Source organism: Paenibacillus sp. FSL K6-2393, assembly GCF_038002545.1.
Taxonomy (GTDB): Bacteria; Bacillota; Bacilli; order Paenibacillales; family Paenibacillaceae; genus Paenibacillus.
In genome coordinates this window covers 3,440,872-3,465,244 of the sequence record NZ_JBBOCU010000001.1, presented here as the reverse complement: position 1 = coordinate 3,465,244, position 24,373 = coordinate 3,440,872, and the positions used below count along the sequence as shown (strand labels likewise).

The following is a 24,373-nucleotide window of genomic DNA, read 5'->3' as shown; positions in this document are numbered from 1 at the left end:
TCCATTCGGCTCTTTATGTCTAAGTGCAAGAAAGTTTGGTTACAAGGGAAGGCAGTCGGCCAACTTCCTCTTACCACCCATTGATCACTTAAGTTTGCCAAATCCAACTTTTTTGGATGCTCGTAAAAAAATTGCCGCTTTCAGATTATGTTTCGTCACACTCAAAACGTTTCTCTAGACCCACACAAATCTTCAATGGTACCATCATACACGTGCTTGAATTGAAGATTGCAGGAGGATATCATGTGGATCAACTTAAATACGATAATCTAAAGCTGGGGGAGCGCGGAGCTATCATCAGCATTATCGCCTACATATGTTTGACCGTATTAAAACTGATCGTTGGCAATATGGCCGGATCAGAAGCGCTCAAGGCGGATGGATTAAACAATGCCACCGATATTGTGGCCTCAATAGCTGTACTGATCGGTTTGAAGCTTGCCCAACGCCCAGCCGACACAGATCATACATATGGTCACTGGAGAGCAGAGACCGTTGCGTCACTTGTTGCTTCTTTCATTATGATGGCAGTAGGTTTACAAGTACTGATTGAAGCCATTGGTTCAGTGTTTCAGGGTACATATGAATCTCCGGATATCATCGCTGCGTATACAGGCATTTTCTGCGCGGTTGTCATGTATGTGGTCTATCGCTATAACAAGAGACTTGCTACACGTATTAAAAGTCAGGCGGTCATGGCTGCAGCTCGTGATAACATTTCCGATGCCTGGGTGAGCACCGGTACTGTCATTGGGATCGTGGGTTCCCAGTTCGGCCTCCCATGGCTGGACCCTGTAACGGCTGTCATTGTAGGTTTCCTGATCTGCAAGACCGCTTGGGACATTTTCAAGGAAGCCACACATCATCTGACGGACGGTTTTGATGTTGAACTGATTCAGGAGTACAAAAAAACGATTGCCGGAATTGATAGCGTAGAGACAGTTAAAGACGTGAGAGCGCGGAACTATGGCAATAACGTTGTAGTAGACGTTGTCATAACAGTCCATGCTGAGCTGGATCTTCAACAAGCACACGATATCTGTACAGACGTGGAGAACGAGTTGATGGAGGAGCATGACGTGTACACTGTTCACGTTCATGTGGAACCTGATATTTTGAAAGAGTGCATTGGATAGCAAGCTTATATTAAGAGAGACTCGGCAAAACAAAAAAACCAGTGAGCTTTACTTATTCACTGGTTTTTGTTGATTTCAATTTTCATCTTAAAAAGAATCCGCGCTTTATATATCCCATACATGACTATCTTGGCAAATTATAGGTAATCAGATTGTTATATTTATCCGCATGTTTCTGTTCGTCCAGGATGATTCCCCACACCGTGTCTTTATATATGCCATAAGGGAGACCAAACCATATTTTTCTATACTTTTCCACGGCCACCAATTCACCCTGAAACGCCTTTTGCAATCCGGAAAGATAAGAGGGGACCGTCTCAACTGGCTCACTGCTTACACCCGAAATCTCCTGACCTGTCAGATCCTTGTACATTTGGCGGAACATTTGATTATGTCCTCGTTCATCATTGCGGATGCTCGTGATGATGGCAGCCTGAGTAGCATCGGGTGACAACTGAATCAGTGAATCATAGAACATCTCATCGTTTCGTTCTCCCTGTACAGCCGTTTTGATTAATTCAAGTGCTTCGGCTGATGATGTTGCCCATACCGGAGTAAAAGTGTACCTGTAACCATAAGGATATGCCACATACATTACGAATCCCTCCATGACAAATATGAGTTAAGATATGCACGTATGCCCATCAGCGTTAACCCATATCATATGTCCGGCCTTATTTAGTCGAAAGTTTCAGTGAAACTTCACTTGGTATACCTCAATATTTTACTGTAACCATAAGCAATAACAAATGGCAGGAGGTATGACAAAAAGGTCCAAAGAATGTTCCATCCATTAAAGTAAATGACATGCCCCATTATTTTGGCAAGCCATTCGATTAATGTCAGCGACAAGGATGCAACAAGGATCGCCAACCATGGCTTGGCGCCTTTTTCTAAAATCGTATACATCATCAGACAGCCGGCGATCGGATAGACTCCAAGATCCATTGGAAGAGCAGCAAAGGATTGATTATGAGTATTCGGAAGAATATTCCAGAAGTAATTAAACCCGATATTGTTAATGCATGCTGCTACAGCCACACCAAGTGGATAATATAGAATAAGGATTGTAAAGTTCCGACGCAGAATCCATACACCCAATATAATGGGAATGACCATACCCAGCAGAATGTTTCCTAACATGCAATTCTCCTCCAAAGCTTTGTTACTTCTGTAGTTTAACCATAAGCCGCATCACTCCGTTGTCTTCTCTTCCAGAAGGCGATCCACCTTATCTGTAAGTGCATCCAATTTTTTATCATAATGCTTGTACGTATAGAATCCAATGACTGCTTTGACTGCAAAAAAGAGCACCGCAGCAATGACAATGAGAATATAATTGTGGGCAAGCTGCCTTAACCAATCGTTAACTGCATTAATCGGATTTCTCTCCCTTCAATGCAAGTGGTTTTGTATAAGGTAACCAAATCCATGGGATATAATGCATATCAGCAAATTCGGAATAGGCATACGCCTTACTCGAAGTGAATGGACAAGTTTCGGTCATGAAAAAAGCCAAGTATAGAACAGCTACGGTTGAGGATGTTCATAAAAAGGTAGAGTGGCATATCAATAAGGATTTTATGAAAAAAATCCCTTCTCTTCGGATGAAAGAAGAGAAGGGATGATCGTATACTACTGAATTATTGTCGAATTATTGGTGCTTGCTGAGAATATCAAATATGATATTGGCATTATCTGTGTTGTCGATCAAACCGGCGAAGCGATGACTTGCCGGACCGTAGGCATAGACCGGAACATCTTCACCTGTATGTCCACCTGTTGTCCAGCCCGTAAATGAACGGTTATCAATAATTGCTTCAATGGCATTATCAATCTTTGTTACGTCCGCACTTTTGGCTGCTTCTTTCACTGATTGAATCTCTTCCGGCTTCAACTCCAGTTTCAGATAACTTTTCAGTGTTTCTTCAACCGAAGCACCTTTTGCAATTTGTGTTGCCATGAAGTCTGGCGTGCGAAGTGCAGCTTTGATTGGGTCTACGAAGAAGTTGTATTCTCCGTCTTTTCCAAGCGTAAGTCCACCCGTGGAGTGGTCAGCAGTAGCTACGACAAGTGTTTCACCGTCTTTTTTGGCAAAATCAATAGCTGCCTGAAATGCTGCTGCGAAATCTTCCATTTCACTCATCGCACCAACGATATCATTATCATGTCCTGCCCAGTCGATCTGGCTGCCTTCGACCATTAGAAAGAATCCTTTGTCGTTCGAACTGAGACGATCAATCGCTGTATTGGTCATCTCAGCCAATGATGGAGTGTCAGCAGTACGATCAATCAACTTGTCCAGACCTCCGTCCGCAAACAGTCCAAGAACTTGTTGATTCTTATCAGCAAGGAGAGAGGAACGATCCGTGACATAGCTAAATCCGGCCTTCTGGAACTCCTTCGTCAGGTCACGACCCTCGCGTACAAAATTGGATTTCCCTCCACCAAGAAGTACATCCACCTTATGCTTGCCATTAATCAGCTCATCATAATAATCGTCCGCAATTGCATCCATATTTTTTCGACTGATATCATGGGCACCGAATGCAGCTGGTGTGGCATGAGTGATCTCCGATGTAGCCACGAGTCCGGTGGACTTGCCGTTTTCTTTGGCTTGCTCAAGTACGGTTTTGACTTCCTTCTGCTCAGGGTCAACCGCAATGGCCGCATTGTAGGTTTTCACACCTGCCGACATGGCTGTTGCTGCCGAAGCGGAATCCGTCACATTTTGTTTATCATCATCCGGATAGGTCATTTGTGCCCCAACCAGATAAGGGTCAAATACAGTTTTGTCCATGCCCTTCGTTGAAGGATCATCTTTCATGTAACGGTAGGCGGAAGTATAAGAGGTCCCCATGCCATCCCCAATGAGGAAGATGATGTTCTTAATTTGTTTTTTCTCCACACTTACAGCTTGAACAGCACTTGCTTGTCCGGCAGACAAGAGAGTGGAAGCCGATACAGCCAGAGTCAGCGCTACCGCTGGTAATACTCTTTTGGATAATTTCACAATGATTCCTCCTCATAATATCTCAACAACAAAAATGAATGCATGAATCTATATTCATTTGTTCATCATTAAGAAGATTAGCATTTATTTGTAAATGAAAACCAAGAATTTTGTATACCTGAGGTAAAATAAACAAATACGGCGATAACTTTAATTTCTTTGCATGAGGAGCAAGTCAAACATCGCAATCAGAACAATATGGTTCCGGGGAAAAATTCACATGATCTGCAACATGCGAATTTACAAAAATATACTCATCCCGCTGTTTTTGAAGTATGATACAACATAAGTAGAACGCTTTCATTTTTATATTACTGTTAATATAAAATCAATTTCATTTTCAGGAGGCTCTTTACCATTGACCAAAACAACTCCAAATTATGATGGGTATCTCTTTGTACATTTTATTGGCGAACAACCAGATGGAGAGCAGGTTTATTTCTCTTATAGCGAGGATGGTCTTCACTGGAAGGACCTTAATGGCGGCTCACCTGTGCTGTTTTCCGACCTTGGAGAAAAGGGGGTACGGGACCCGTTTCTGGTTCGTTCAGTCAAGGATAATAAATTTTATCTGATTGCTACGGATCTCCGCATCGCAAGCGGCAAAGGATGGACTCAAGCCGTTAATGCCGGGAGCCGTGACGTAATTGTATGGGAATCCAGCGATCTCGTATACTGGTCATCCCCATGGAACGTTACACTAGGTGTCGAGGGCGCTGGATGTGTCTGGGCACCAGAAGCTGTGTATGATGAAATGGCAGATGAGTTTCTTGTATTCTGGGCTTCTGCGACGCAGGAACCTCAAGAGCAAGAAAGAAAGCAAAAAATATACAGCGCTCGTACAAAAGACTTTCGTACGTTTTCTGCATCGAAAAAATACATTGAGCGGGATAATCACATTATAGATACAACGATTCTTCCTGCGGATGGAGCTTATTATCGATACTCCAAGGATGAAACAACCAAAAACATACGGGTAGAAAAAGGAGACTCTCTCGACAAAGAGGCGTTTGTTACGCTGCAAGCCCCGGTACTGGAGGCTGTGGCAGGTGTGGAGGGACCTCAAATCTTTAAATTCAATGACCGGGAGGAATGGTGCCTGATTGTTGATCGATTTGCTGAAGGCAAGGGTTATCTTCCTCTGTTGACTACAGATCTGGGAAGCGGAGAATTCCGAATTGTCCCTGATGATGATTTTGATATGGGAACGAATCAAAAGCGTCATGGAAGTGTCCTGCCAATCACAGCTGAGGAGTGCAGCCGGCTTCTCGTGGCTTTCGGAGATGGTCATCAGGTGCTTCCTGGACAATATGCCGATCCTGATGTCGCACAGTTTGGGGATCGTTACTATATGTATCCAACAACAGATGGGTTTGAGGGGTGGTCGGGAACACAATTCAAGGTGTTTTCTTCTTCAGACCTGAAGCATTGGCAAGACGAAGGCATGATCCTTGATCTGGGAACAGAGGATGTCGCCTGGGCAACCGGTAATGCCTGGGCACCGGCAATTGCCAGCCGAAGCGGAAAGTTCTATTTTTATTTCTGTGGCAAAATGCGGAATGGAGAGAGTGCCATCGGCGTTGCTGTTGCAGATACACCAATTGGTCCATTCCTGGCCGAGCCACAGCCTTTAATCACAATGGAGCAGTTGAAACGCCTGGGCATTACCATGGGCCAAGCTATTGATCCCTCCGTCTATGTCGAAGATGATGGAAAACCGTATCTGCTATTTGGCAATGGACATGCTGCCATTGTGGAGCTTGGTGAAGACATGATAAGTGTAGTGGAGGACACAATGAGCAATCTGGCAGGCTTGCATGATTTTCGTGAGGCGGTAACCGTGTTAAAGCAGGGCGGACTATACCACTTTACGTGGTCCTGTGATGATACAGGCAGCGAAGACTATCATGTGAATTACGGTACGTCAGAGCAATTATACGGTCCTATTACCTATCAATACCCGATTCTGAGCAAAAATGTCGAGAAGGGCATGCTGGGCACAGGTCATCACTGTATATTTAATGATTCCGAAACGGGTCAATACCAGATTGCCTATCACCGTTTTGTCACGCCACTATCCAGATTTTCCTCTGGAAAGGGTTATCACCGCGAAATATGTATGGACCCGCTTCTGTTTGGTAAGGACGGACTGATTCAGCTTGTTATACTCTAATATAAGACGTTTAATTAAATCGCTATCTATAAAGGCCTGATACAACATGAATGTCTGTCAAATGTCGCTTTTAGCGGTTTTGGCAGGCATTTTATCATTTTTATCTTCCACCTGGAACAAGCAAAACCTTAGGTTTGAGCGGGTATGCGACTAATTGAATACATTAATCCAGAGTACATTTGACATACAAATCAATAAATCGTATTATTACGATATAACGATTTAGGAGGAATACTTGTGAACACTCCCGCTTTTGACAGCAATAACATTAAACAGTTCGATGAACCTGCTAATCTGCTGAAAGCTTTGTCTCACCCCATTCGTTTATGCATTGTGCGGGGATTGATGCAAAAAAAGAAATGTAATGTTTCTTACATGCAGGAATGTCTGGATCTTCCCCAATCTACAGTGTCACAACACCTCCAGAAGCTTCGTAGTGCAGGTATTGTTGCTACGGAGCGGAATGGTCTTGAAGTGAACTATGTGCTTGCCGATCAACGGGTTGAACAGATTATTAAAACTTTGTTTGAAAAGGATGATTGTGAATCATGAGCAAAAAAGTACTTATTGTTGGCGGTGTAGCTGGAGGTGCTTCTGCAGCTGCACGTCTTCGCCGTCTGGATGAACATGCCGAAATTATTATCTTTGAGAAGGGACCCTATATCTCATTTGCCAATTGTGGTTTACCTTATTATATAGGTGGCACAATCGATGATCGAGAGCGTCTGCTGGTGCAGACGCCAAAAGGGATGGCAGATCGCTTTTGTATCGATGTGCGTACAAGAAGTGAGGTCGTAGCTATTGATTCGCAGAAGCGAGTGGTTAAGATACAGTCTCAGGAGCGCGGTGCATATGAAGAAAGCTATGACGAGTTGATATTGTCACCAGGTGCAAAACCGATCATTCCCGATCTGCCGGGTAAGGACAATCCGCTAATTTACACCGTGCGAAGTATTCCGGATATTGATCGGATCAAAGAACAGGTGAGTTCTTCTAACAACAAGTCTTCGATCGTCATAGGTGGTGGATTTATAGGCGTAGAAATGGCTGAGAATCTAAAGGAAGCTGGTCTGGATGTAACGCTGATTGAGGGGAACGCACAAGTACTCACCCCATATGATCCCGAGTTAGCAGCCGCATTGGCACAGGAAATGGAGAACCACGGTGTGAATCTGCTGTTTTCCAAACGTGTTCAGGGATTCCATTCCCTAGAGCAGGGCATAGGGGTTGAACTTGCCGATGGTCATACGCTGACTGCTGACATGGTTATTCTTGCGATAGGCGTAACGCCGGACACCTATTTTTTGAAAGATAGCGGCGTTTCGCTGGGTGCACGTGGACATATTATCGTAAATGAAGCTTTAGAAAGCAGTGTGCCACATATCTATGCTGTTGGGGATGCCATCGAAGTAACGGAAACCATTCATGGTACGAAGGCAACGATTCCACTTGCCGGACCTGCCAACAAACAAGGTCGTATTGTTGCCGACCGTATCGCCGGGCTTCCTTCTACCTATAAAGGAACACAAGGTACGTCCATTATCAAAGTATTTGGAATGACGGCAGCCACGACAGGCAGTAATGAGAAAACACTACAGCGTCTCGGCGTGGAATATCAAACCGTTATCGTACACCCTGCTTCTCATGCATCGTATTATCCGGGTTCAAGCGCAATTACTCTTAAACTGCTGTTTACTCCGCAAGGTAAAATTTTAGGCGCACAAGCAGTCGGTTATGATGGAGTGGATAAACGAATTGATGATATTGCTGTAGCCATTCATTTCGGAGGACATGTCAGGGATTTGACAGAACTTGAACTGAGTTACGCGCCACCATATTCTTCTGCCAAAGATCCCGTAAATATGGCTGGATATGCAGCAGAGAATATGATCACTGGACGTGTTCAGACGTTCACCTATAAACAGCTGGCTGATCGTCAGCCGGAGCAGTCGATACTTCTGGATGTTCGCAGTGAAATCGAGCATCAAAATGGTCATATACCGGGTTCACTCTCCATTCCAGTTGATGAGCTTCGTCAACGTTTAGATGAATTAGACCCATCCAAAGAAATCTGGCTATACTGTCAAGTCGGCTTACGTGGTTACACTGCTTCGCAAATTTTGCGCCAGCATGGTTTTAGCGTAAAAAACTTGAGTGGTGGTTATAAAACATACCGTCAAGCCCAGTTTAAGCCTGCTCCCTTTACTGCTGCAAAACAAGATCATCATGATCCTACGGTGAACGTTAAGGAAAAAAAGTCTATTCCCACTGACTCAACACAGCCGCAACGTATTGATCATGAGTTGAACGTATGCGGATTAAGTTGTCCTGGTCCGCTAATACAAGTGAAGCAGAAAATGGATCAACTCTCGAACGGGGAAACCCTTCGCGTGAAAGCTTCCGATCCAGGCTTCTATGAAGATGTCAAAGCATGGGCCACAATGTCGGGTTCCACAATCTTGCAGTTGGAAAGAATGAAAGGCGGTACCATTGAGTCCGTCATTGTTAAAAATACAGCACAACCCGTATCAGATTCCCCCATCAGCGATCCTGCCAGCACGATGGTTGTTTTCAGTGGTGATCTGGATAAAGCGATCGCCTCACTCATTATTGCAAATGGGGCAGCAGCGAGTGGACGGAAAGTAACCCTTTTTTTCACATTTTGGGGATTGAGTATTATTCGTAAGCCGCAACCGCAGAAGTTATCCAAAACCATGATCGGTCGTATGTTTGATATGATGTTACCTCGCGGCAGCCAGAAGCTTGGCATGTCCAAAATGAATATGCTCGGAGCAGGCCCGAAGATGATTCGTGGTTTGATGAAAAAACATCATGTGCCTTCGTTGGAGGAATTAATTGAGAGCGCAATTGCACAAGGAGTAGAGATCGTTGCCTGCCAAATGTCCATGGATTTAATGGGAATTCAGCGTGAAGAATTAATAGACCAAGTTAAAATTGGTGGTGTCGGTTATTATCTTGGACAAGCATCACAAGCCAATCATAATCTGTTTATTTAATAATTTATCACAAACTCAAAAAAGCGTTGATTCGAATTCGAACCAACGCTTTTTTGGACTTAATCATAAAGTAAACATTGACTTCATTTTTTTGATATTATAATATAAGCATACACTTATATGTTATTGAAGGAGGAAGTGCTATGGATTCTATGCAAGAGATAGCGGATAAGCTTAAATTGCTGGGTGATAAAACACGCCTTACGATCCTTACACTTCTCAAAGAACGTGAATGGTGCGTGTGTGAATTTGTAGAGATTTTAGACATGTCACAACCTGGAATTAGTCAACATTTGCGCAAACTGAAGGATCAAGGCTTGGTTAAAGAAAGTAAACGTGGTCAGTGGGTATACTACTCTTTAAATGTAGAGAATACACCCTATATTACATCTGTCCTGGAATTGATGCCGGATACAGCAACTATTCTTAAATCGTTAAATAAAGAAAACTTTACATCTGTTTGTAATTAATTTTTGATCGATATATAAGCATATCATTATATACCAATGTAAATTAAGATGAACTGAAAGGGGGTATATGGTTTTGTTTTCTACGCTGTTAGCCTGCATCATCTTTTTGATTACACTTGTACTCGTTATTTGGCAGCCTAAAAACCTGTCCATTGGTTGGTCTGCTTGCGGAGGAGCAATCCTTGCTTTACTTGTGGGTGTGGTCAATTTGGAAGATGTATGGGATGTGACACAAATCGTATGGAATGCCACGCTTGCTTTTGTTGCAATCATTCTGATCTCATTAATTCTGGATCGTATCGGCTTTTTTGAATGGGCTGCCTTACATATGGCCAAAGCCGCTCATGGCAATGGTGTACGGATGTTTGTTTACGTCTCCATCCTGGGAGCGGTGGTTTCTGCCTTCTTTGCCAATGACGGGGGCGCACTGATTCTGACACCGATTGTTCTAGCCATGGTACGTGCACTGAATTTCGATGAGAAAAAAGTATTTCCATTCATTATCGCCAGCGGATTTATTGCGGATACAACTTCATTGCCGCTGGTTGTAAGTAACCTGGTCAACATTGTGTCTGCCGATTTCTTTGGTATTACGTTTATGGAGTACGCAGGAAGGATGTTTGTTCCAAATCTGTTCTCACTGGCGGCGAGTATCGGTGTACTGTATCTCTTTTTCCGCAAGAGTATTCCCAAACGATTTGATGCCAGTGAATTAAAACCTCCGGTAACTGCCATTAAGGATATGAAGATGTTTCGGTTGTCATGGGTGGTATTAGGGGTTCTTCTCATTGGATACTTTACCAGTGAATTTATCGGAATTCCCGTATCTCTTGTGGCAGGTATCGTCGCGATATTCTTCCTGATCATGGCTTCCCGGAGTTCTGCTGTACCGACTGCATTAGTTGTCAAAGAAGCACCTTGGGCCATCGTATTTTTCTCCATCGGTATGTATGTCGTGATTTATGGTCTACGTAACGTAGGTTTGACCGATCTGCTGGCCGTAGTCATTCAGGCTGTGGCTGATCAAGGATTGTTTGCTGCAACAATGGGTATGGGCTTTATCGCGGCAATCATTTCATCCCTGATGAACAATATGCCTACCGTGTTAATTGATGCGCTTGCCATTGATGCAACAACGGCTACAGGAACGGTTCGGGAGGCGCTCATTTACGCCAATATTATTGGATCAGACTTGGGTCCCAAGATTACCCCGATTGGTTCACTGGCGACGCTGCTCTGGCTTCATGTGCTTAGCACGAAAGGTGTCAAAATCTCATGGGGTACTTACTTCAAGACAGGTATCATAATCACGATTCCGACTCTGTTTATTACGCTAGTGGGTCTGTATCTGTGGTTAAGCATTTTATAAAAGCAATCTATAATTCAAGTAACGAGGAGACGATGAACATGAGTAAAAAAACAATGTACTTCCTATGCACAGGTAATTCTTGCCGGAGTCAAATGGCCGAAGGCTGGGCCAAGAAATATCTGAGTGAGGACTGGAATATCTATAGTGCAGGAATTGAGGCCCACGGTCTGAATCCAAAAGCGGTTGCAGCCATGAACGAAGTTGATCTGGATATTTCGACTCAAACCTCGGACATCATTGATTCAGAGTTGTTGAACAATGCTGATTTCGTAGTCACGTTGTGTGGGGATGCCGCAGATAAATGTCCAATGACGCCTCCACATGTGAAGCGGGAACACTGGGGATTTGATGATCCTGCCAAAGCGCAAGGGTCAGATCAAGAGAAATGGGCCGTATTCCAAAGGGTTCGTGACCAGATCGGGGAACGCATTAAAACATTTGCTGAAACTGGAAAATAGTACAAACCTGCCTGAGCAGGACAATTTAATGAATACCGAGAGAATGCCACGATGAGTGGCATTTTTTTTGTTCAAAAAAAATGAACGTTTCATTCAGAAACGGTTCTTTGACTTACCCATAACAGCAACATAGAGTAATGACAAGGACGGTATTTGATTTTACCTATAAAAGTGAGAAGCATATATACCCTTGACTTTCCCCTGTACGGGAAACTATATACTCGCATTATGTTAATTGATTGGAGATGATATATTGTTCAAAATCAGTGCGTTTTCCAGGCTAAGCAGGGTCTCATTAAAAACACTGCGTTATTATGACCAGATTGGCATACTTAAGCCGAGAAAGGTAGATCAAGATACGGGTTACCGTTACTATTCCGCAGATCAGCTTCTCGAGCTCAACCGAATCTTCATTTATAAAGAATTGGGGTTTACGTTGCCACAAATCACACAGCTGCTACAGGAACATATTACATTGGAGAATATTCAAGGCATGTTTAAGCTTAAAAGAAGCGAAATTCAGCAGATTATCGATACGGAACAAGCTAAACTCGTCCGAATTGAGGAACGCATGCAGCTTATAGAGGAAGAGGGGCATGTCGAAACCGGGCAAGAAATACGAATCAAAGAGGAAGGTGCTCGGCAGTTTCTTTTTCAGACAGGGTGCGGGAGGGAAGAGGAGATCCCGAGTTTATTTCATCAGTTTGATCAGTCATTAACAAAAGAAATGCGCCAACTAATCCACGGACCACAGGTTGTTTTGTGGAGAGAAATCGCTGGACAAGAGGAAGAGTTCGAGTTTGAGATAGGTTACTTCTTAACCTGTGAGCTGCGATCACCTCCCGACCCATTTCAATTGCGGACTCTTCCTGCTGAACCCATGATGGCCACCATAGCTTATCGTTCCAATGCCACATTTGCCTGTAAAGCCTGTGTTCATCTAGCTACATGGATTGAGAAGAATAACTATCAGATCAAGGAGAACGGAGCTGGTAGGGAACTATATTTACCCTTATCACAAGAACAAGATGCCCAATTCATAGAAATACAAATTCCAATACTAAATAGATAACTGAAGAAGATGGAGTGGAGTAAAGTGAAAAATAAATGGATCATATATATCTTGGCATTGGCTGTTTTTCTGATCGGAACCATTGAATACATTATTACGGGAGTCATTGAAATGATCGCCGCAGACTTAAGCGTATCTACTTCCGAAGTGGGTTTGCTGGTGACTGTGTTTGCTCTAGCAGCGGCCATTATCGCCCCGATTCTCATTGCATTTACAATAAATATAGATCGCAAGATGTTACTGGTGTCCACCCTCAGTGTGTTTATAGCCAGTAACGGACTTATGCTTGTAAACCTTTCTTACGAAACATTACTATGGGTCCGAATTATTCAAGGGGCGAGCGGAGGAATCGCTACCGTAGTAGCGATGGCCGTATCGACACGACTGGTTGAAAAAGAAAAAAGGGGCAATGCCATCGGCATCATTTTGATGGGGCTAAGCAGTTCGCTAGTGCTCGGTGTCCCATTGGGCACATTTTTTAGTGAAATGTTTGGATGGAGAGTTCTATTTGTAATCATTGGATTGTTAAGTGTTCTTCCATTACTTATTATCTACAAAAAGGTTCCGGCAATCAAAGAGGAAGAAAAGATCACCCTCCGAATGCAGCTCTCCATTTTGAAAAATCCAATCATTCTGACTGCCTTGCTTATTACGTTATTGTATATCGGCGGCTATTCGACACTGTTCACGTACATTACGCCTTTCTTACAAGCTACGTCTTCTCTTTCCATGACCGAGATAAGCGGTGTTCTGTTTCTCGCGGGAATTTGCAGCTTTGTGGGATCAAAAGTGGGCGGACAATTGGCAGATGCAAAGGGATCAAAGTTTACAATTTGTCTAGGCCTTCTGTTACAAGGCATAACTCTTCTTTTGTTTGCTCTAGCTGGAGTTAATCTTATGATGTTAATCTTGGTTTTAATGATTTTTATGTTGGCAACGTGGAGTATATCTCCGGCCCAGCAACTATATCTGGTTACACTGGCACCTCGTAATCCTGACATTGCCCTTAGCGTAAATACGTCGTTTATCCAATTTGGTTTTGCATTGGGATCTGGATTAGGCGGGCTTGTAATCAATCATACATCTGTCATGTATTTGAATTGGTTGGGTTTTGGAGCTGTAAGCGTAGCTTTACTTCTTGCCATCTTACTATTTAAGAAATCGAGAAGCAGGACTGGAACGCCAGATCCAGTGTAATTTTTGAGTTGCAATTGACCGTTATATGTAAAATAAAAAAAGATCTCTTCAGCATTCACTGCAGAAGAGATCTTTTTGGCGTTTAACAAAGTAATAATGAGAATCACATTACATCATCATGACAGAATAGAGTATGAATCCATTAACAAATTACTGTTATATGTTTTAATGTCCACCTGTATTCGAAGCCCAGACAGGATACCAGCCCAAGGCCGGATTTTCATTGTTGTACAGCACCAGATTGCCGTCAGTTTGCATGATCAGCACATTGCCTCTAAGATTGGCTGGCACATTGTCTGCTCCGTACCATTCCTTAGCCCACGCCAGGTTATCCGATGTCCAATAAGGTGTGTTTTGCGGATCTGATATGACCAACTTTCCGCTGAAATAATTAATCTGGAGTTTATGTATTCTTGTGTCTTTAGTGTTGCTGTGCCATATCATTTTACGTGACTTGACGTCCCAGATCTGTGCATCCCCATAATTATCAAATTGAAACGAGAACCTGTTATTGTTTGACACTAACCCTCCACCTGCGACATTATACATAATGTCATAAATCAGTCGATCTCCACTGGCAGCGGAAGTTGCGGATGAAAATGAAATCAAAAACATAAACATGGCAAGGCAAGATAAAAAGACTTTTTTCATAGAACATCCTCTTTTCCTCAATATGTTTTAAGTTACCTGTCAAATATAGCATATATATTTCTTTAATGGATAAATTTTCAATAAGGATCGACGATCTGCGAAATTCTTTTCTGGACTGATCGGTTCAGATATGTTATATTTCTGAAACGGGAGGTGTTACTTATCGCCAGGACTAAAGAATTTGACAAAAATCAAGCGTTACACGAAGCAATGCTGTTGTTTTGGAAAAAAGGATACGAGGCTGCTAGCATACCGGATTTACTGGAAGTGATGGGCATTAGCCGATCCAGCCTTTATGATACGTTTTCCGACAAGCAAACCTTGTACAGAGATGCCCTGGAGCATTATAAAAAAGGGAGTTCCAATAAGCAGACCATTCTTGAACAAGCATCAAACGTAAGAGATGGAATTCTTCAATTTTTTGAATATCATATTGCTTCAGCATACGATACGAGCCTACCGGGCGGATGTTTTGTAACGAATACAGCTACAACATTGGAGTCACCAGATGAACAGATAAATGTCTTGATACAGACTAGTTTTTCGGATTTGGAACAAGCATTTTGCGAGCTTTTGGAGAAGGGCCAACAATCGGGAGAGATAGATAAAACAACAGATATCAAAACATTGTCTTATTTATTGCTGAATTTACATCAAAGCATAAATATTATGGCCAAAACAGGTCAAAATCCAGAACGTGCAAAAGAGATGATTAGCTTTGTAATTGCAGGGATATAATTTTTTTTAGCAATATCGGAATGATTGTTCCGTTATTATATTCCTCATATTTTGAAGGTGTCATTTGAAGAGTATCTGTAAGACCATAATTTTTTTTGATCATTCTGGAACATTCATTCCGTTATCGAAACAATCCATCAACAATAAGGAGATGCAACCAATGAAGGTATCGTTTATTGGACTTGGAAATATGGGCCTTCCAATGGCACAAAACCTGTTGAAAGCGGGTTATGACGTAGTCATCTTTAATCGGACCCCTGAAAAAGCTGAACCATTAATAAAACAGGGAGCACGGTATGTCCAAACACCACTAGAGGCAGCGAAAGAAAGCAATCTTGTAATTACCATGTTATCTGATGATGCTGCTTTGAGAGAGATTGTTGAGGGACCAACTGGCGTTCTGAACGGATTATCTGAAAATGGAATTCACGTATCTGCCAGTACGATCAGCGTAGATCTGGCTCGGAAATTATCCGCTTTGCATGCGGAGAGACACCAGCACTTTGTGTCTGCCACCGTAATGGGTCGTCCGGATGCCGCGAAAGCAGCTACATTGCGCATTATTTTAGCTGGTCCGGAACATGCAAGACAACGAGTACTTCCCATGTTAACAGCACTAAGTCAAGAGATATTTGAGATTGGGGATCATGGCGAAGAAGGTAACATTGTCAAAATAGGCGTTAACTTTCTGATTGCTTCAATGCTGGAAGCTTTGTCGGAAGCGCAGCTCATGGTTGAAAAGCACGGCATTAAGCCGTCCCGATATATGGATGTTGTGAATGCTCTTTTTCAATCTCCGGTATATCAGAACTATGGTGCGATCATGACCGAACAGCGCTTTGAACCAGCCGGTTTTAAAATGAAGCTTGGGTTAAAGGATGTTGCATTAGCTATCGAGGCAGCCAAGTCAGTTCAAGCTCCACTTCCTTTAGGTCAGCTTATTCATCAACACCTCTCTGAAGGAATTACCCATGGTTATGGTGAGTTGGATTGGACGGCTTTAATCCGTTGTCTTGAGCATTCCTCTTAAGGAAAGAAAATATAAGGAGAGATTAATTATGGAAATAGGTGTTACTTCATTCGTAGAAACAAAGCCTGATACTAAGACCGGAGTTGTGATGAGTCACGCTCAGCGATTGCGAGAAGTTGTGGAAGAAATTGTCCTTGCAGATCAGGTAGGACTTGATGTGTTTGGCATAGGTGAGCATCATCGTGATGATTATGCAGCATCTTCACCAGCAATGGTGTTGTCCGCTGCGGCGCCCCTCACAAAACGGATTCGTTTAACAAGTGCTGTGACGGTCCTATCTTCAGCTGATCCTGTCCGTGTGTTTCAGGATTTTGCAACGCTTGACGGTCTCTCCAATGGACGTGCCGAGATTATAGCGGGTCGGGGTTCCTTCATTGAGTCCTTTCCACTGTTTGGTTATAACCTGAATGACTACGAGGATTTATTTAATGAAAACATTGAACTGCTTCTTAAATTACGGGAATCCGAGAAAGTAACATGGAGTGGAGGCCATCGTCCAGCGATACATAATCTGGGGGTATACCCGCGTCCTGTTCAGAATTCTATACCTGTATGGATCGGTAGCGGAGGTACTCAGGAGTCTGCCATACGTGCTGGAATTCTAGGTCTGCCACTAGTTCTGGCAATTATCGGTGGAAATCCAACAAAATTTGCGCCACTTGTAGAACTGTATAAAAAGGCGGCAACTCATGCTGGTCATGATGTGTCACAGCTTCGGGTAGGTTCTCATTCTATCGGATTTGTTGCAGAAGATACGGAAAAAGCCGCAGAACTCTTTTTCCCGTCCACTCAGTACGGCATGAATAAACTCGGCAAAGAGCGGGGGTGGGCATATTACGATCGTTCCAGCTATGACGCTGCCCGCAGCTCTGATGGTGCGTTGTATGTAGGGGATCCAGAAACTGTTGCTCAAAAAATCATTCATCTGCGCAAGCATGTAGGAATTACACGTTTCATGATGTATGTTCCCTTAAGCACGATGCCACATGAGTTGGTAATGCGGGCTATAGAATTGCTCGGTAAAGAGGTTGCACCGCGAGTACGAGAGGAAATTTCCAAGTGGGAAGCTGAAATGAGATAAGAATTAACTGAAAAAACGTACACGATCGAATTCATTATTATATTTGGAGGAATTATCATGAGTATTGAGACACGTATATTACCAGAATTAAGAGAGGTTTATTCACAATTTCCAGGGTTTGAGTTGGAGAAAAATTTAGAGTGGAGCAGAAACTTAGTATCGGCTGCATCGGTGAAAAATTCAGAGCATGTAAACACAACTAGTCGGAAAATTCCGAGGGATGGAGGTGAGATGCTGGTCAAAATTTATGAGCCGGCCGAACGAACGAATGATTTACTACCAGCCATGTTATGGATTCATGGGGGTGGGTACGTGTTAGGACATCCCGATATGGACGACAAATTGTGCGAACGTTTTGTTCAGACAGCAGAATGTATTGTCGTATCAGTCGATTATAGGCTCGCTCCTGAGCATCCTTATCCTGCGGGGATTGAAGATTGTTATGCTGGATTGGTATGGATGACGGAGGAAGCAGCAATGCTTGGCATTGATGTGAATCGGGTTGCAATTGCCGGTGCTAGCGGTGGTGGAGGACTGACAGCAGCACTCGCGCTGATGGCACGTGATAAAGGAGGTCCGTCTATTATCTTCCAAATGCCATTGTACCCGATGTTAGATAATCGCAACATCACGCCATCTAGTCATGAGATTACAGAAGAGGGTTCAATCTGGAACCGAACGGACAACGTGGCTGCTTGGAATATGTACCTTGGTGAGGAGAACGATGTCAATGGAAGTTCTTCTTATGCAGTACCTTCGAGAGCAGAGAACTTGGCCGGATTGCCGCCAGCCTATACTTGTGTAGGTCAGCTCGATCTATTCCGGGATGAGACGATGGAGTACGTGGCACGACTAGCACAAGCAGGTGTGGATGTTGAATTTCAACTCTATCCAGGTTGTTTCCACCTTTTTGAAATTCTTGCTCCAGAAACAGAAGTGAGTCAGCGCGCTGTTCAGGGTTATATGGATGCAATGGCTCGTGCACTTCATCCCAATAGAACCCTTGAATAAGGAGTAGTCATCGGAACCTTACACTTAAAGTAAATTGATAATTGTAAACTTTATGTCCCAAGAAGTCACTAATGTAGTGGCTTCTTTTTGTCTGGAGGCGCTTGTTCAATTTCGAGCTCTGAACCTATACTATAGTGAGTCACTCTGACAAGATGATTGAGTTATGGAGCAGCTTGAGCATATGTAGAGTTGGATGATCCAGTGAATCAAGTAGGGTAACGTTCCTCGGTATCCAAATAAATGAGAGCGGAGATTATTATGCGAAAATACATAATTGGAATTGACTTGGGTGGAACCAATATTAAGTCCTCCATTTTCAACCTGGAGTTTCAAAAAATTCACGAAAGATGCGACCTTACAGAGGCAGCAAAAGGACCGTTTCATGTATTAAACCGAATCGTAGACATTATTCAAGAGATGCTATCTTCCGAGGGAATCCAGCCAGCTTCTATTCTGTGCATGGGTATGGGCATTCCTGGATTATTAGATCCGGAGCAGGGACTATCCATATTTTCACCTAATTTTTCAGACTGGGAAAACATCCATGTCGTGAACTATATGAAAAATCATTTTGAATTTCCCGTTTACATCGACAATGATGTTCGTGTAAATCTGTATGGTGAATGGCAGTTTGGTGCAGGCACCGACTATAAAAACCTGATATTGATTACGTTAGGTACCGGTCTGGGATCTGGTATTGTTAATAACGGAAAGGTTCTCTACGGTACTACATCAAGTGCAGGCGAACTCGGTCATATGAATATGTACCGGGAGGGTCGGCCTTGTCGTTGTGGAAGTTCGGGCTGTCTGGGGAGATACGTGTCTGCGATAGGAATCGTCAAAACCTTTACAGACAAGCTGGAGGCAGGCCGATCAAGTATGATTCTGGAATGGGTAGGGGAGGATTGCACGACAATTACTGCACGTATGATCTCGGAAGCATATGATCTTGGGGATTCACTTGCTATTGAGGTTATGCATGAGACCGGAAAGATTCTCGGGTTTGGTCTTTCCAATGTAATCAATATGTTCAATCCAGAAGTAATTATTGTTGCTGGAGGAATGTCGGCAGCGGGTGATCGATTACTGAATACAGTACGTGAGACTGTTGAGAAACATGCGTTAAAGCTTTCATCCCGTGCATGTAAAATAGTGCAAGCGAAATTAGGTGGGCAAGCAGGAATGATTGGTGCGGCTGCATATGCCAAAAACAAAATATCATTATAAAGTATCACAATATGATAATTGATCAATTATGCTTGAGAATATGTCATTGCAACATACAGTCTAAAACCTTAACTTAAAATGACAGCAGAGAACGCTAACAAGCTCGATGACGTTTATATCAATTGGACGACTAGGTTATGTGTAAACGCCCATTGGACAGAGTGGATGAGTGAGATTTATCTCTCCATTCTGTTATGTCAGCCGGGCTCTTCATGTCGTTTATGAAACTGTTTAGGCGAGGAACCGGTCATTTTTTTGAATTGCCTGCAAAAATGCTCGACATTACGGTAACCGCATCGATCGGCAATCTCTGCAACCGTATATGTGTGATGTCTGAGATATTCTTTGGCCAAACGTATTCGGCTATGAATAACATCCTCCATACACGAGAGACCAAAGGATTTCTTGTACATCAATTGCAGGTATCCCGGACTGACGTTTATGGTCTTCGCCATTTCTGATACTGTCCAAGGATGGCTGGGATGGTTATGAATTGCCGTTCGAAGCTTCAACAGAGGATAGTGCTGAGGATTAATATCCTCTTGGACACAAGACTCAAGCAATTTATTGAACAAGGTTCGCAGCAGGCAATTGATGGACGATTCCCGGTAATCGTTCTGAAAAGAATGCTCTGCAACAAGCAATTGGAACAGCTTATGACAATATTCCGGATCATCCAGCGGGAAAGGTGTGCCTGATGGAAGGGAGGTATCGGTTACAAACGTTTCATCACTTTCAAAACGAATCCAATCATTAATATAGCGTTCTGAACAAGCCCGATAATATATTTTTTGATACGGTTTGAAAAGTACGGCACAATGAGCCGGGTAATCCTTAAGTTGTCCATCAACCCAAAACTGGGCAGGGGTCTTTGTAATGACCAATAGCCAGGCATCATGCCCTTCAGGGATATCAAAAACAAAATGGTTCTGATGTACCGCGTCACATTCCACGTAAAAAATAGAGGTCATGGTTCTTCTCCTTTCTCTTTAATTTGTAGAAATGAATAGTCACTACACTACTTAAGCTATTTTCTATTATACGAGAGTTATCTTTATTTCATAGAACGAATGTACTATTACGATTGTATGAGGAGTGTACGTTGAATGAATAAACAAGGTTTGAATCCATACCTTCCATCCTGGGAATATGTCCCTGACGGCGAGCCTTACGTATTTAATGACAGAGTATATGTGTACGGTTCACATGACCGTTTTAACGGACATGCCTTCTGTCTGAACGATTATGTATGCTGGTCTGCACCCGTAAATGACCTTGGGAATTGGAGAAATGAGGGCGTGATCTACCGGAAAACAGATGATCCGCTGAATCCGGATGGCGATATGTGTCTGTATGCACCAGATGTTACGCTAGGTCCCGATGGACGGTATTATCTGTATTACGTGCTGGATAAAGTACCCGTAGTTTCGGTGGCTGTATGTGACACACCTGCTGGCAAATTTGAATTCCATGGGTATGTACAATATGCCGACGGCACTCGTCTGGGCGAAAGAGATGGGGATGAGCCGCAGTTCGATCCCGGCGTGATGACTGAAGGACAACATACCTATCTGTATACCGGTTTTTGTGCACCTGGAGACCAATCCAGACATGGCGCGATGGCTACGATACTCAGTTCAGACATGCTGACGATTATGGAGGAACCCGTATTTGTGATACCTAGTCAATCTTACAGCGAAGGCAGTGGTTATGAGGGACATGCATTTTTTGAGGCGCCTTCCATCCGAAAGAGAGGCGACACCTACTACCTCGTATATTCCTCTATCGTTATGCATGAATTATGTTATGCCACAAGTCAGTTTCCAAACAAAGGATTCCAATATCAGGGCGTTATCGTAAGCAACTGCGATCTCCATATCGACTCGTACAAACCTGCCGACAAGCCCATGTATTATGGGGGCAACAACCATGGCAGCATAGTCGAGATCAATGGAGACTGGTATATCTTTTATCACCGTCATACCAATGGGGACGCATTCAACCGGCAGGGCTGTATCGAGAAGATATTTTTTCAGGAGGACGGAAGAATTCTTCAGGTGGAAATGACCTCCTGCGGCCCAAATGGTAGACCGTTAGAAGGAAAAGGTGAGTACCCTGCATATCTTGCATGCAATCTTTTTACCCAGGATGATCAGAGCTATACTGGAGGTTTCGGAGCAGGAGCCTGGCTGGACAGCCGCTTTCCGAAGATCACCCAGGATGGTAGAGACGGTGATGAAGAGACTGGTTATATTGCCAATATGGTTGAATCCGCAACTGCAGGATTTAAGTATTTTGATTGCAAAGGAATTCGCGAAGTCTCAATCAAGGTGCGCGGATATTGTAACGGGTTATTCGAGGTCAAAACAGCATGGGACGGCCCAGCACTGGGTACAATCCCGGTGCATTTTACAAATCATTGGAAACCCTATACAGCCGAGATTATTATTCCTGATGGCGTACAGGCGTTGTATTTTACATATCGGGGTTCGGGAAGTGCGAGCCTCGCTGCATTTATTTTAGCGTAAGTATAACAGAGGAACATAGTCCCCCTGAGAAAGATAGAGCAGCTACTGGACATCCAGCAGCTGCTTTTTGTATTGGTTAGCTTCCTGCGGCTCAGAGATTGCTGCATCTCATGGTCGTAACACTCTTACTGCAATGGTCAGGTGGCTCTGGGATTACAGAGATTCTCTCAGGAATCTCAAAAAGTTAAGTATAGTCAATCTGGATGGTTGGCTTCTCCGGCCTGCTGTGAATGACTGCGAAATTCACTTGGCGCGATGCCTGTCCACCGCTTGAACTGGCGGCTAAAATGCGCATTGGTCTTATACCCCAGCATCATCGCAATATGGTCTATGTTCAGGTCCGTTTGTTTTAACAAGCGCTGCGCTTCGTTCAGAAGGGTTTCGGATAGAAACTTGCGTGGAGCGATGCCATATACCTGCCGAAAAATACGATTAACCTGTGACGGGCTAATGCTCAGCGATTTGGCAATGTCCTGAATCCAGGTTCGCTCACTCTCTTGAATTTCCCCGTGAAGATGGATATATCTTACCGAATCCTCAATGTGCTCGGCAATCTGATGGGCAATGGTTTCTTTTCTCGACAATGTAACGGAGGCTTGCTGAGATAACTGGCCGACCAAGGAGCCGAGCAGTTCAAACACAGCGGCATGTACCTTCATCTGTTTGGAAGAAGATAGCGAACTCGACAAATTCTCTGTGGCCAAACCATACAAGGTAGACAGGGAAGAGGACAGCCCCAGAGCCAAATTCGAATTTGCCGGATAATAGATGTCTTTGCAACGGTTAAGTTCCCTGCAAAAGGACGTATCGTGTATGCTGAAATGCACCGAGAAATAAGTGAAACCCTCTGGTCCGGCTCCGGTGCAAGAATGGGTTATACCAGGCCGGATGAACAGAAGGTCGCCAACCGACTGATGATAAGACTGCCCGTTGACAACCATGTTCATCTGCCCGTCCATCATCCAGTGGACTTCATACATTGAATGTTCGTGAGACGGATAAGTCCAGCTGGAATCTACTTTTCTTGCGTGCAGCCCCAATAGTTGAAAAGACATGCGAACATCGGGCAGACGACCTAAATACACAGCATCCGAAAGCTTGGTCACAGCAAGCCAACCCCCTTGTACTATTCTATATACCAACATCCTGTCATCGGAGTGTCCTCGTAAATCATCTTTAGTTCAACGGATCTAACCTCATCTTAACAGAAAAAAAATGCGTGAAAAGGGTAAATCGTCGGAGTGATTAGAACATCGTCATGAACCATAGCGGGTGCTATGGTAGTATTATCAACCCGATGGGGGAAAATGGAGGCAAGCTTGAATGAGAATTATTCGATTTCTGGACGGACAACAGAAGTGGCTGGCAGCCGTTACGGATGATGAACAAGCCTATCGTTTGCCGCAAGCAGATTTTATGACTTTGATCTATCAAGCAAGAAAGCAGGGGATTTCTCCAGTTCACCTTGTTGAAAGCGCTTTTAAACCGTTGAACAAGTTAACTGACGATTGGACTTCCTTGCATCTAATCACTCCATTGGAAGCTCCGGAAGTATGGGCGGCGGGTGTGACTTATCAGCGCAGCCGCGAAGCGCGAAATTATGAAGCAACGGAAGGCAAGCTGGATGCAAAGACCTTTTACGATAAAGTTTATGATGCCGAAAGACCGGAGATCTTTTTTAAATCCACAGCAGCCCGCACTATAGGACCGCTTGAGGCAGTCACGCTTCGCAGCGATTCCAATTGGCAGATCCCGGAGCCTGAGCTGGGGTTGGTGCTTGCCGCGGATGGCAGCATTGTGGGATACATCGTTGGCAATGACATGAGTTGCCGCGATATTGAAGGGGAAAACCCGCTGTATCTGCCGCAAGCAAAAATGTGGCGCAATTCCTGCTCCATAGGTCCGGCCATTCGTCTAGCGGAAACGGTGCAGAATCCATATGCGTTCAGCATCGTCTGCGAAATATATCGTGAAGGAGATTTGGTCGTCAAAAGCGAGGCAAGCACGAGTGAGTTAAACCGAAAACTCGATGAGCTGGTTTCTTTTCTGGCCAGAGATAACGATCTGTTTGACGGTACGGTGTTATTGACAGGCACTAGCATCGTGCCACCCAATGATTTTACACTTGCACCCGGGGACCGCATTGAAATATCCATTAGCGATATCGGGACACTTATTAATCCAGTCATTTCAAACTAATGT

General features: G+C 43.7%; 23 protein-coding genes. 17 read left to right on the top strand and 6 right to left on the bottom strand.

The features are described from left to right. Positions 1-245: 245 nt before the first annotated feature. Positions 246-1,136: a cation diffusion facilitator family transporter gene (locus MHI14_RS15375; RefSeq protein ID WP_341130692.1), complete on the top strand. Its 891-nt coding sequence runs from the start codon at positions 246-248 to the stop codon at positions 1,134-1,136. A 124-nt stretch (positions 1,137-1,260) separates the two neighbouring features. Here the strand turns inward: MHI14_RS15375 and MHI14_RS15370 are convergent, their stop codons facing one another. Together MHI14_RS15370 and MHI14_RS15365 are read right to left on the bottom strand one after the other, a co-directional pair. After that, a complete protein-coding gene (locus MHI14_RS15370) occupies positions 1,261-1,731 on the bottom strand; it encodes a ferritin-like domain-containing protein (protein WP_341130691.1) in 471 nt (156 codons plus the stop codon). A 107-nt stretch (positions 1,732-1,838) separates the two neighbouring features. Beyond that, positions 1,839-2,279, bottom strand: a complete 441-nt coding sequence (locus MHI14_RS15365) for a CBO0543 family protein (RefSeq protein ID WP_341130690.1) — start codon at positions 2,277-2,279, stop codon at positions 1,839-1,841. A gap of 362 nt (positions 2,280-2,641) precedes the next feature. Here MHI14_RS15365 and MHI14_RS15360 point away from each other — a divergent pair, with 362 nt between their 5' ends. Then, entirely contained in the window at positions 2,642-2,764 is a 123-nt protein-coding gene (locus MHI14_RS15360; protein WP_276323991.1) for a hypothetical protein, read from the top strand. Positions 2,765-2,790: 26 nt separating this feature from the next. Here the strand turns inward: MHI14_RS15360 and MHI14_RS15355 are convergent, their stop codons facing one another. Further along, complete coding sequence (locus tag MHI14_RS15355) at positions 2,791-4,155, bottom strand: alkaline phosphatase (protein WP_341131706.1); 1,365 nt, start codon at positions 4,153-4,155, stop codon at positions 2,791-2,793. A gap of 352 nt (positions 4,156-4,507) precedes the next feature. On the opposite strand from MHI14_RS15355, the gene MHI14_RS15350 reads away from it, so the two are divergent. From MHI14_RS15350 to MHI14_RS15315, 8 genes are all read left to right on the top strand, one after another. Continuing rightward, complete coding sequence (locus MHI14_RS15350; RefSeq protein ID WP_341130689.1) at positions 4,508-6,322, top strand: family 43 glycosylhydrolase; 1,815 nt, start codon at positions 4,508-4,510, stop codon at positions 6,320-6,322. A 237-nt stretch (positions 6,323-6,559) separates the two neighbouring features. After that, positions 6,560-6,874, top strand: a complete 315-nt coding sequence (locus MHI14_RS15345; RefSeq protein ID WP_091030120.1) for an ArsR/SmtB family transcription factor — start codon at positions 6,560-6,562, stop codon at positions 6,872-6,874. Beyond that, positions 6,871-9,339 carry an FAD-dependent oxidoreductase gene (locus tag MHI14_RS15340; protein ID WP_341130688.1) on the top strand — a complete coding sequence of 823 codons (2,469 nt, stop codon included), beginning with the start codon at positions 6,871-6,873 and terminating at the stop codon, positions 9,337-9,339. The genes MHI14_RS15345 and MHI14_RS15340 overlap by 4 nt, the downstream gene beginning before the upstream one ends. Positions 9,340-9,482: 143 nt before the next feature. After that, on the top strand, positions 9,483-9,809 hold the full coding sequence (locus MHI14_RS15335) for an ArsR/SmtB family transcription factor (protein ID WP_341130687.1): 327 nt from the start codon (positions 9,483-9,485) through the stop codon (positions 9,807-9,809). Between the two features lie 73 nt (positions 9,810-9,882). Continuing rightward, on the top strand, positions 9,883-11,178 hold the full coding sequence (locus tag MHI14_RS15330; protein ID WP_091034885.1) for an arsenic transporter: 1,296 nt from the start codon (positions 9,883-9,885) through the stop codon (positions 11,176-11,178). 38 nt (positions 11,179-11,216) lie between these two features. Next, positions 11,217-11,636, top strand: a complete 420-nt coding sequence (arsC, locus tag MHI14_RS15325) for an arsenate reductase (thioredoxin) (protein ID WP_341130686.1) — start codon at positions 11,217-11,219, stop codon at positions 11,634-11,636. 253 nt (positions 11,637-11,889) lie between these two features. Then, positions 11,890-12,708, top strand: coding sequence for a MerR family transcriptional regulator (locus MHI14_RS15320; RefSeq protein WP_341130685.1), 819 nt, complete (start codon positions 11,890-11,892; stop codon positions 12,706-12,708). Positions 12,709-12,732: 24 nt separating this feature from the next. Further along, a complete protein-coding gene (locus tag MHI14_RS15315) occupies positions 12,733-13,905 on the top strand; it encodes an MFS transporter (RefSeq protein WP_341130684.1) in 1,173 nt (390 codons plus the stop codon). 165 nt (positions 13,906-14,070) lie between these two features. Here MHI14_RS15315 and MHI14_RS15310 read toward each other — a convergent pair whose 3' ends face one another. After that, positions 14,071-14,556: a hypothetical protein gene (locus MHI14_RS15310; protein WP_341130683.1), complete on the bottom strand. Its 486-nt coding sequence runs from the start codon at positions 14,554-14,556 to the stop codon at positions 14,071-14,073. Positions 14,557-14,709: 153 nt separating this feature from the next. Here MHI14_RS15310 and MHI14_RS15305 point away from each other — a divergent pair, with 153 nt between their 5' ends. The 5 genes from MHI14_RS15305 to MHI14_RS15285 all read left to right on the top strand — a co-directional run bounded on the left by MHI14_RS15305 (position 14,710) and on the right by MHI14_RS15285 (position 19,643). Continuing rightward, a complete protein-coding gene (locus MHI14_RS15305; RefSeq protein WP_240768019.1) occupies positions 14,710-15,294 on the top strand; it encodes a TetR/AcrR family transcriptional regulator in 585 nt (194 codons plus the stop codon). 160 nt (positions 15,295-15,454) lie between these two features. Beyond that, on the top strand, positions 15,455-16,324 hold the full coding sequence (locus tag MHI14_RS15300; RefSeq protein WP_249910573.1) for an NAD(P)-dependent oxidoreductase: 870 nt from the start codon (positions 15,455-15,457) through the stop codon (positions 16,322-16,324). 28 nt (positions 16,325-16,352) lie between these two features. Next, positions 16,353-17,405, top strand: coding sequence for an LLM class flavin-dependent oxidoreductase (locus MHI14_RS15295; protein WP_133384898.1), 1,053 nt, complete (start codon positions 16,353-16,355; stop codon positions 17,403-17,405). A gap of 57 nt (positions 17,406-17,462) precedes the next feature. Next, a complete protein-coding gene (locus tag MHI14_RS15290; RefSeq protein WP_341130682.1) occupies positions 17,463-18,416 on the top strand; it encodes an alpha/beta hydrolase in 954 nt (317 codons plus the stop codon). Positions 18,417-18,674: 258 nt separating this feature from the next. Further along, entirely contained in the window at positions 18,675-19,643 is a 969-nt protein-coding gene (locus tag MHI14_RS15285) for an ROK family protein (protein WP_341130681.1), read from the top strand. Between the two features lie 197 nt (positions 19,644-19,840). On the opposite strand, the gene MHI14_RS15280 is transcribed toward MHI14_RS15285, so the two are convergent. Further along, a complete protein-coding gene (locus tag MHI14_RS15280) occupies positions 19,841-20,614 on the bottom strand; it encodes a helix-turn-helix transcriptional regulator (RefSeq protein ID WP_341130680.1) in 774 nt (257 codons plus the stop codon). Positions 20,615-20,749: 135 nt separating this feature from the next. Here MHI14_RS15280 and MHI14_RS15275 point away from each other — a divergent pair, with 135 nt between their 5' ends. Continuing rightward, positions 20,750-22,171 carry a family 43 glycosylhydrolase gene (locus MHI14_RS15275; RefSeq protein ID WP_341130679.1) on the top strand — a complete coding sequence of 474 codons (1,422 nt, stop codon included), beginning with the start codon at positions 20,750-20,752 and terminating at the stop codon, positions 22,169-22,171. Between the two features lie 194 nt (positions 22,172-22,365). On the opposite strand, the gene MHI14_RS15270 is transcribed toward MHI14_RS15275, so the two are convergent. Continuing rightward, positions 22,366-23,277: an AraC family transcriptional regulator gene (locus MHI14_RS15270; protein WP_341130678.1), complete on the bottom strand. Its 912-nt coding sequence runs from the start codon at positions 23,275-23,277 to the stop codon at positions 22,366-22,368. Between the two features lie 217 nt (positions 23,278-23,494). On the opposite strand from MHI14_RS15270, the gene MHI14_RS15265 reads away from it, so the two are divergent. Beyond that, positions 23,495-24,370 (top strand): fumarylacetoacetate hydrolase family protein, encoded by an 876-nt coding sequence (locus tag MHI14_RS15265; RefSeq protein ID WP_091030091.1) that lies wholly within the window; start codon positions 23,495-23,497, stop codon positions 24,368-24,370. Positions 24,371-24,373 lie beyond the last annotated feature (3 nt).

What these genes read in the sequence shown, in the direction of transcription:
- MHI14_RS15370 (WP_341130691.1), bottom strand. Translation starts at nt 1,731, where the DNA reads ATGTATGTGGCATATCCTTATGGTTACAGGTACACTTTTACTCCGGTA.
- MHI14_RS15365 (WP_341130690.1), bottom strand. Translation starts at nt 2,279, where the DNA reads ATGTTAGGAAACATTCTGCTGGGTATGGTCATTCCCATTATATTGGGT.
- MHI14_RS15360 (WP_276323991.1), top strand. Translation starts at nt 2,642, where the DNA reads ATGAAAAAAGCCAAGTATAGAACAGCTACGGTTGAGGATGTTCATAAA.
- MHI14_RS15340 (WP_341130688.1), top strand. Translation starts at nt 6,871, where the DNA reads ATGAGCAAAAAAGTACTTATTGTTGGCGGTGTAGCTGGAGGTGCTTCT.
- MHI14_RS15335 (WP_341130687.1), top strand. Translation starts at nt 9,483, where the DNA reads ATGGATTCTATGCAAGAGATAGCGGATAAGCTTAAATTGCTGGGTGAT.
- arsC (WP_341130686.1), top strand. Translation starts at nt 11,217, where the DNA reads ATGAGTAAAAAAACAATGTACTTCCTATGCACAGGTAATTCTTGCCGG.
- MHI14_RS15310 (WP_341130683.1), bottom strand. Translation starts at nt 14,556, where the DNA reads ATGAAAAAAGTCTTTTTATCTTGCCTTGCCATGTTTATGTTTTTGATT.
- MHI14_RS15300 (WP_249910573.1), top strand. Translation starts at nt 15,455, where the DNA reads ATGAAGGTATCGTTTATTGGACTTGGAAATATGGGCCTTCCAATGGCA.
- MHI14_RS15295 (WP_133384898.1), top strand. Translation starts at nt 16,353, where the DNA reads ATGGAAATAGGTGTTACTTCATTCGTAGAAACAAAGCCTGATACTAAG.
- MHI14_RS15290 (WP_341130682.1), top strand. Translation starts at nt 17,463, where the DNA reads ATGAGTATTGAGACACGTATATTACCAGAATTAAGAGAGGTTTATTCA.
- MHI14_RS15285 (WP_341130681.1), top strand. Translation starts at nt 18,675, where the DNA reads ATGCGAAAATACATAATTGGAATTGACTTGGGTGGAACCAATATTAAG.
- MHI14_RS15280 (WP_341130680.1), bottom strand. Translation starts at nt 20,614, where the DNA reads ATGACCTCTATTTTTTACGTGGAATGTGACGCGGTACATCAGAACCAT.
- MHI14_RS15275 (WP_341130679.1), top strand. Translation starts at nt 20,750, where the DNA reads ATGAATAAACAAGGTTTGAATCCATACCTTCCATCCTGGGAATATGTC.
- MHI14_RS15265 (WP_091030091.1), top strand. Translation starts at nt 23,495, where the DNA reads ATGAGAATTATTCGATTTCTGGACGGACAACAGAAGTGGCTGGCAGCC.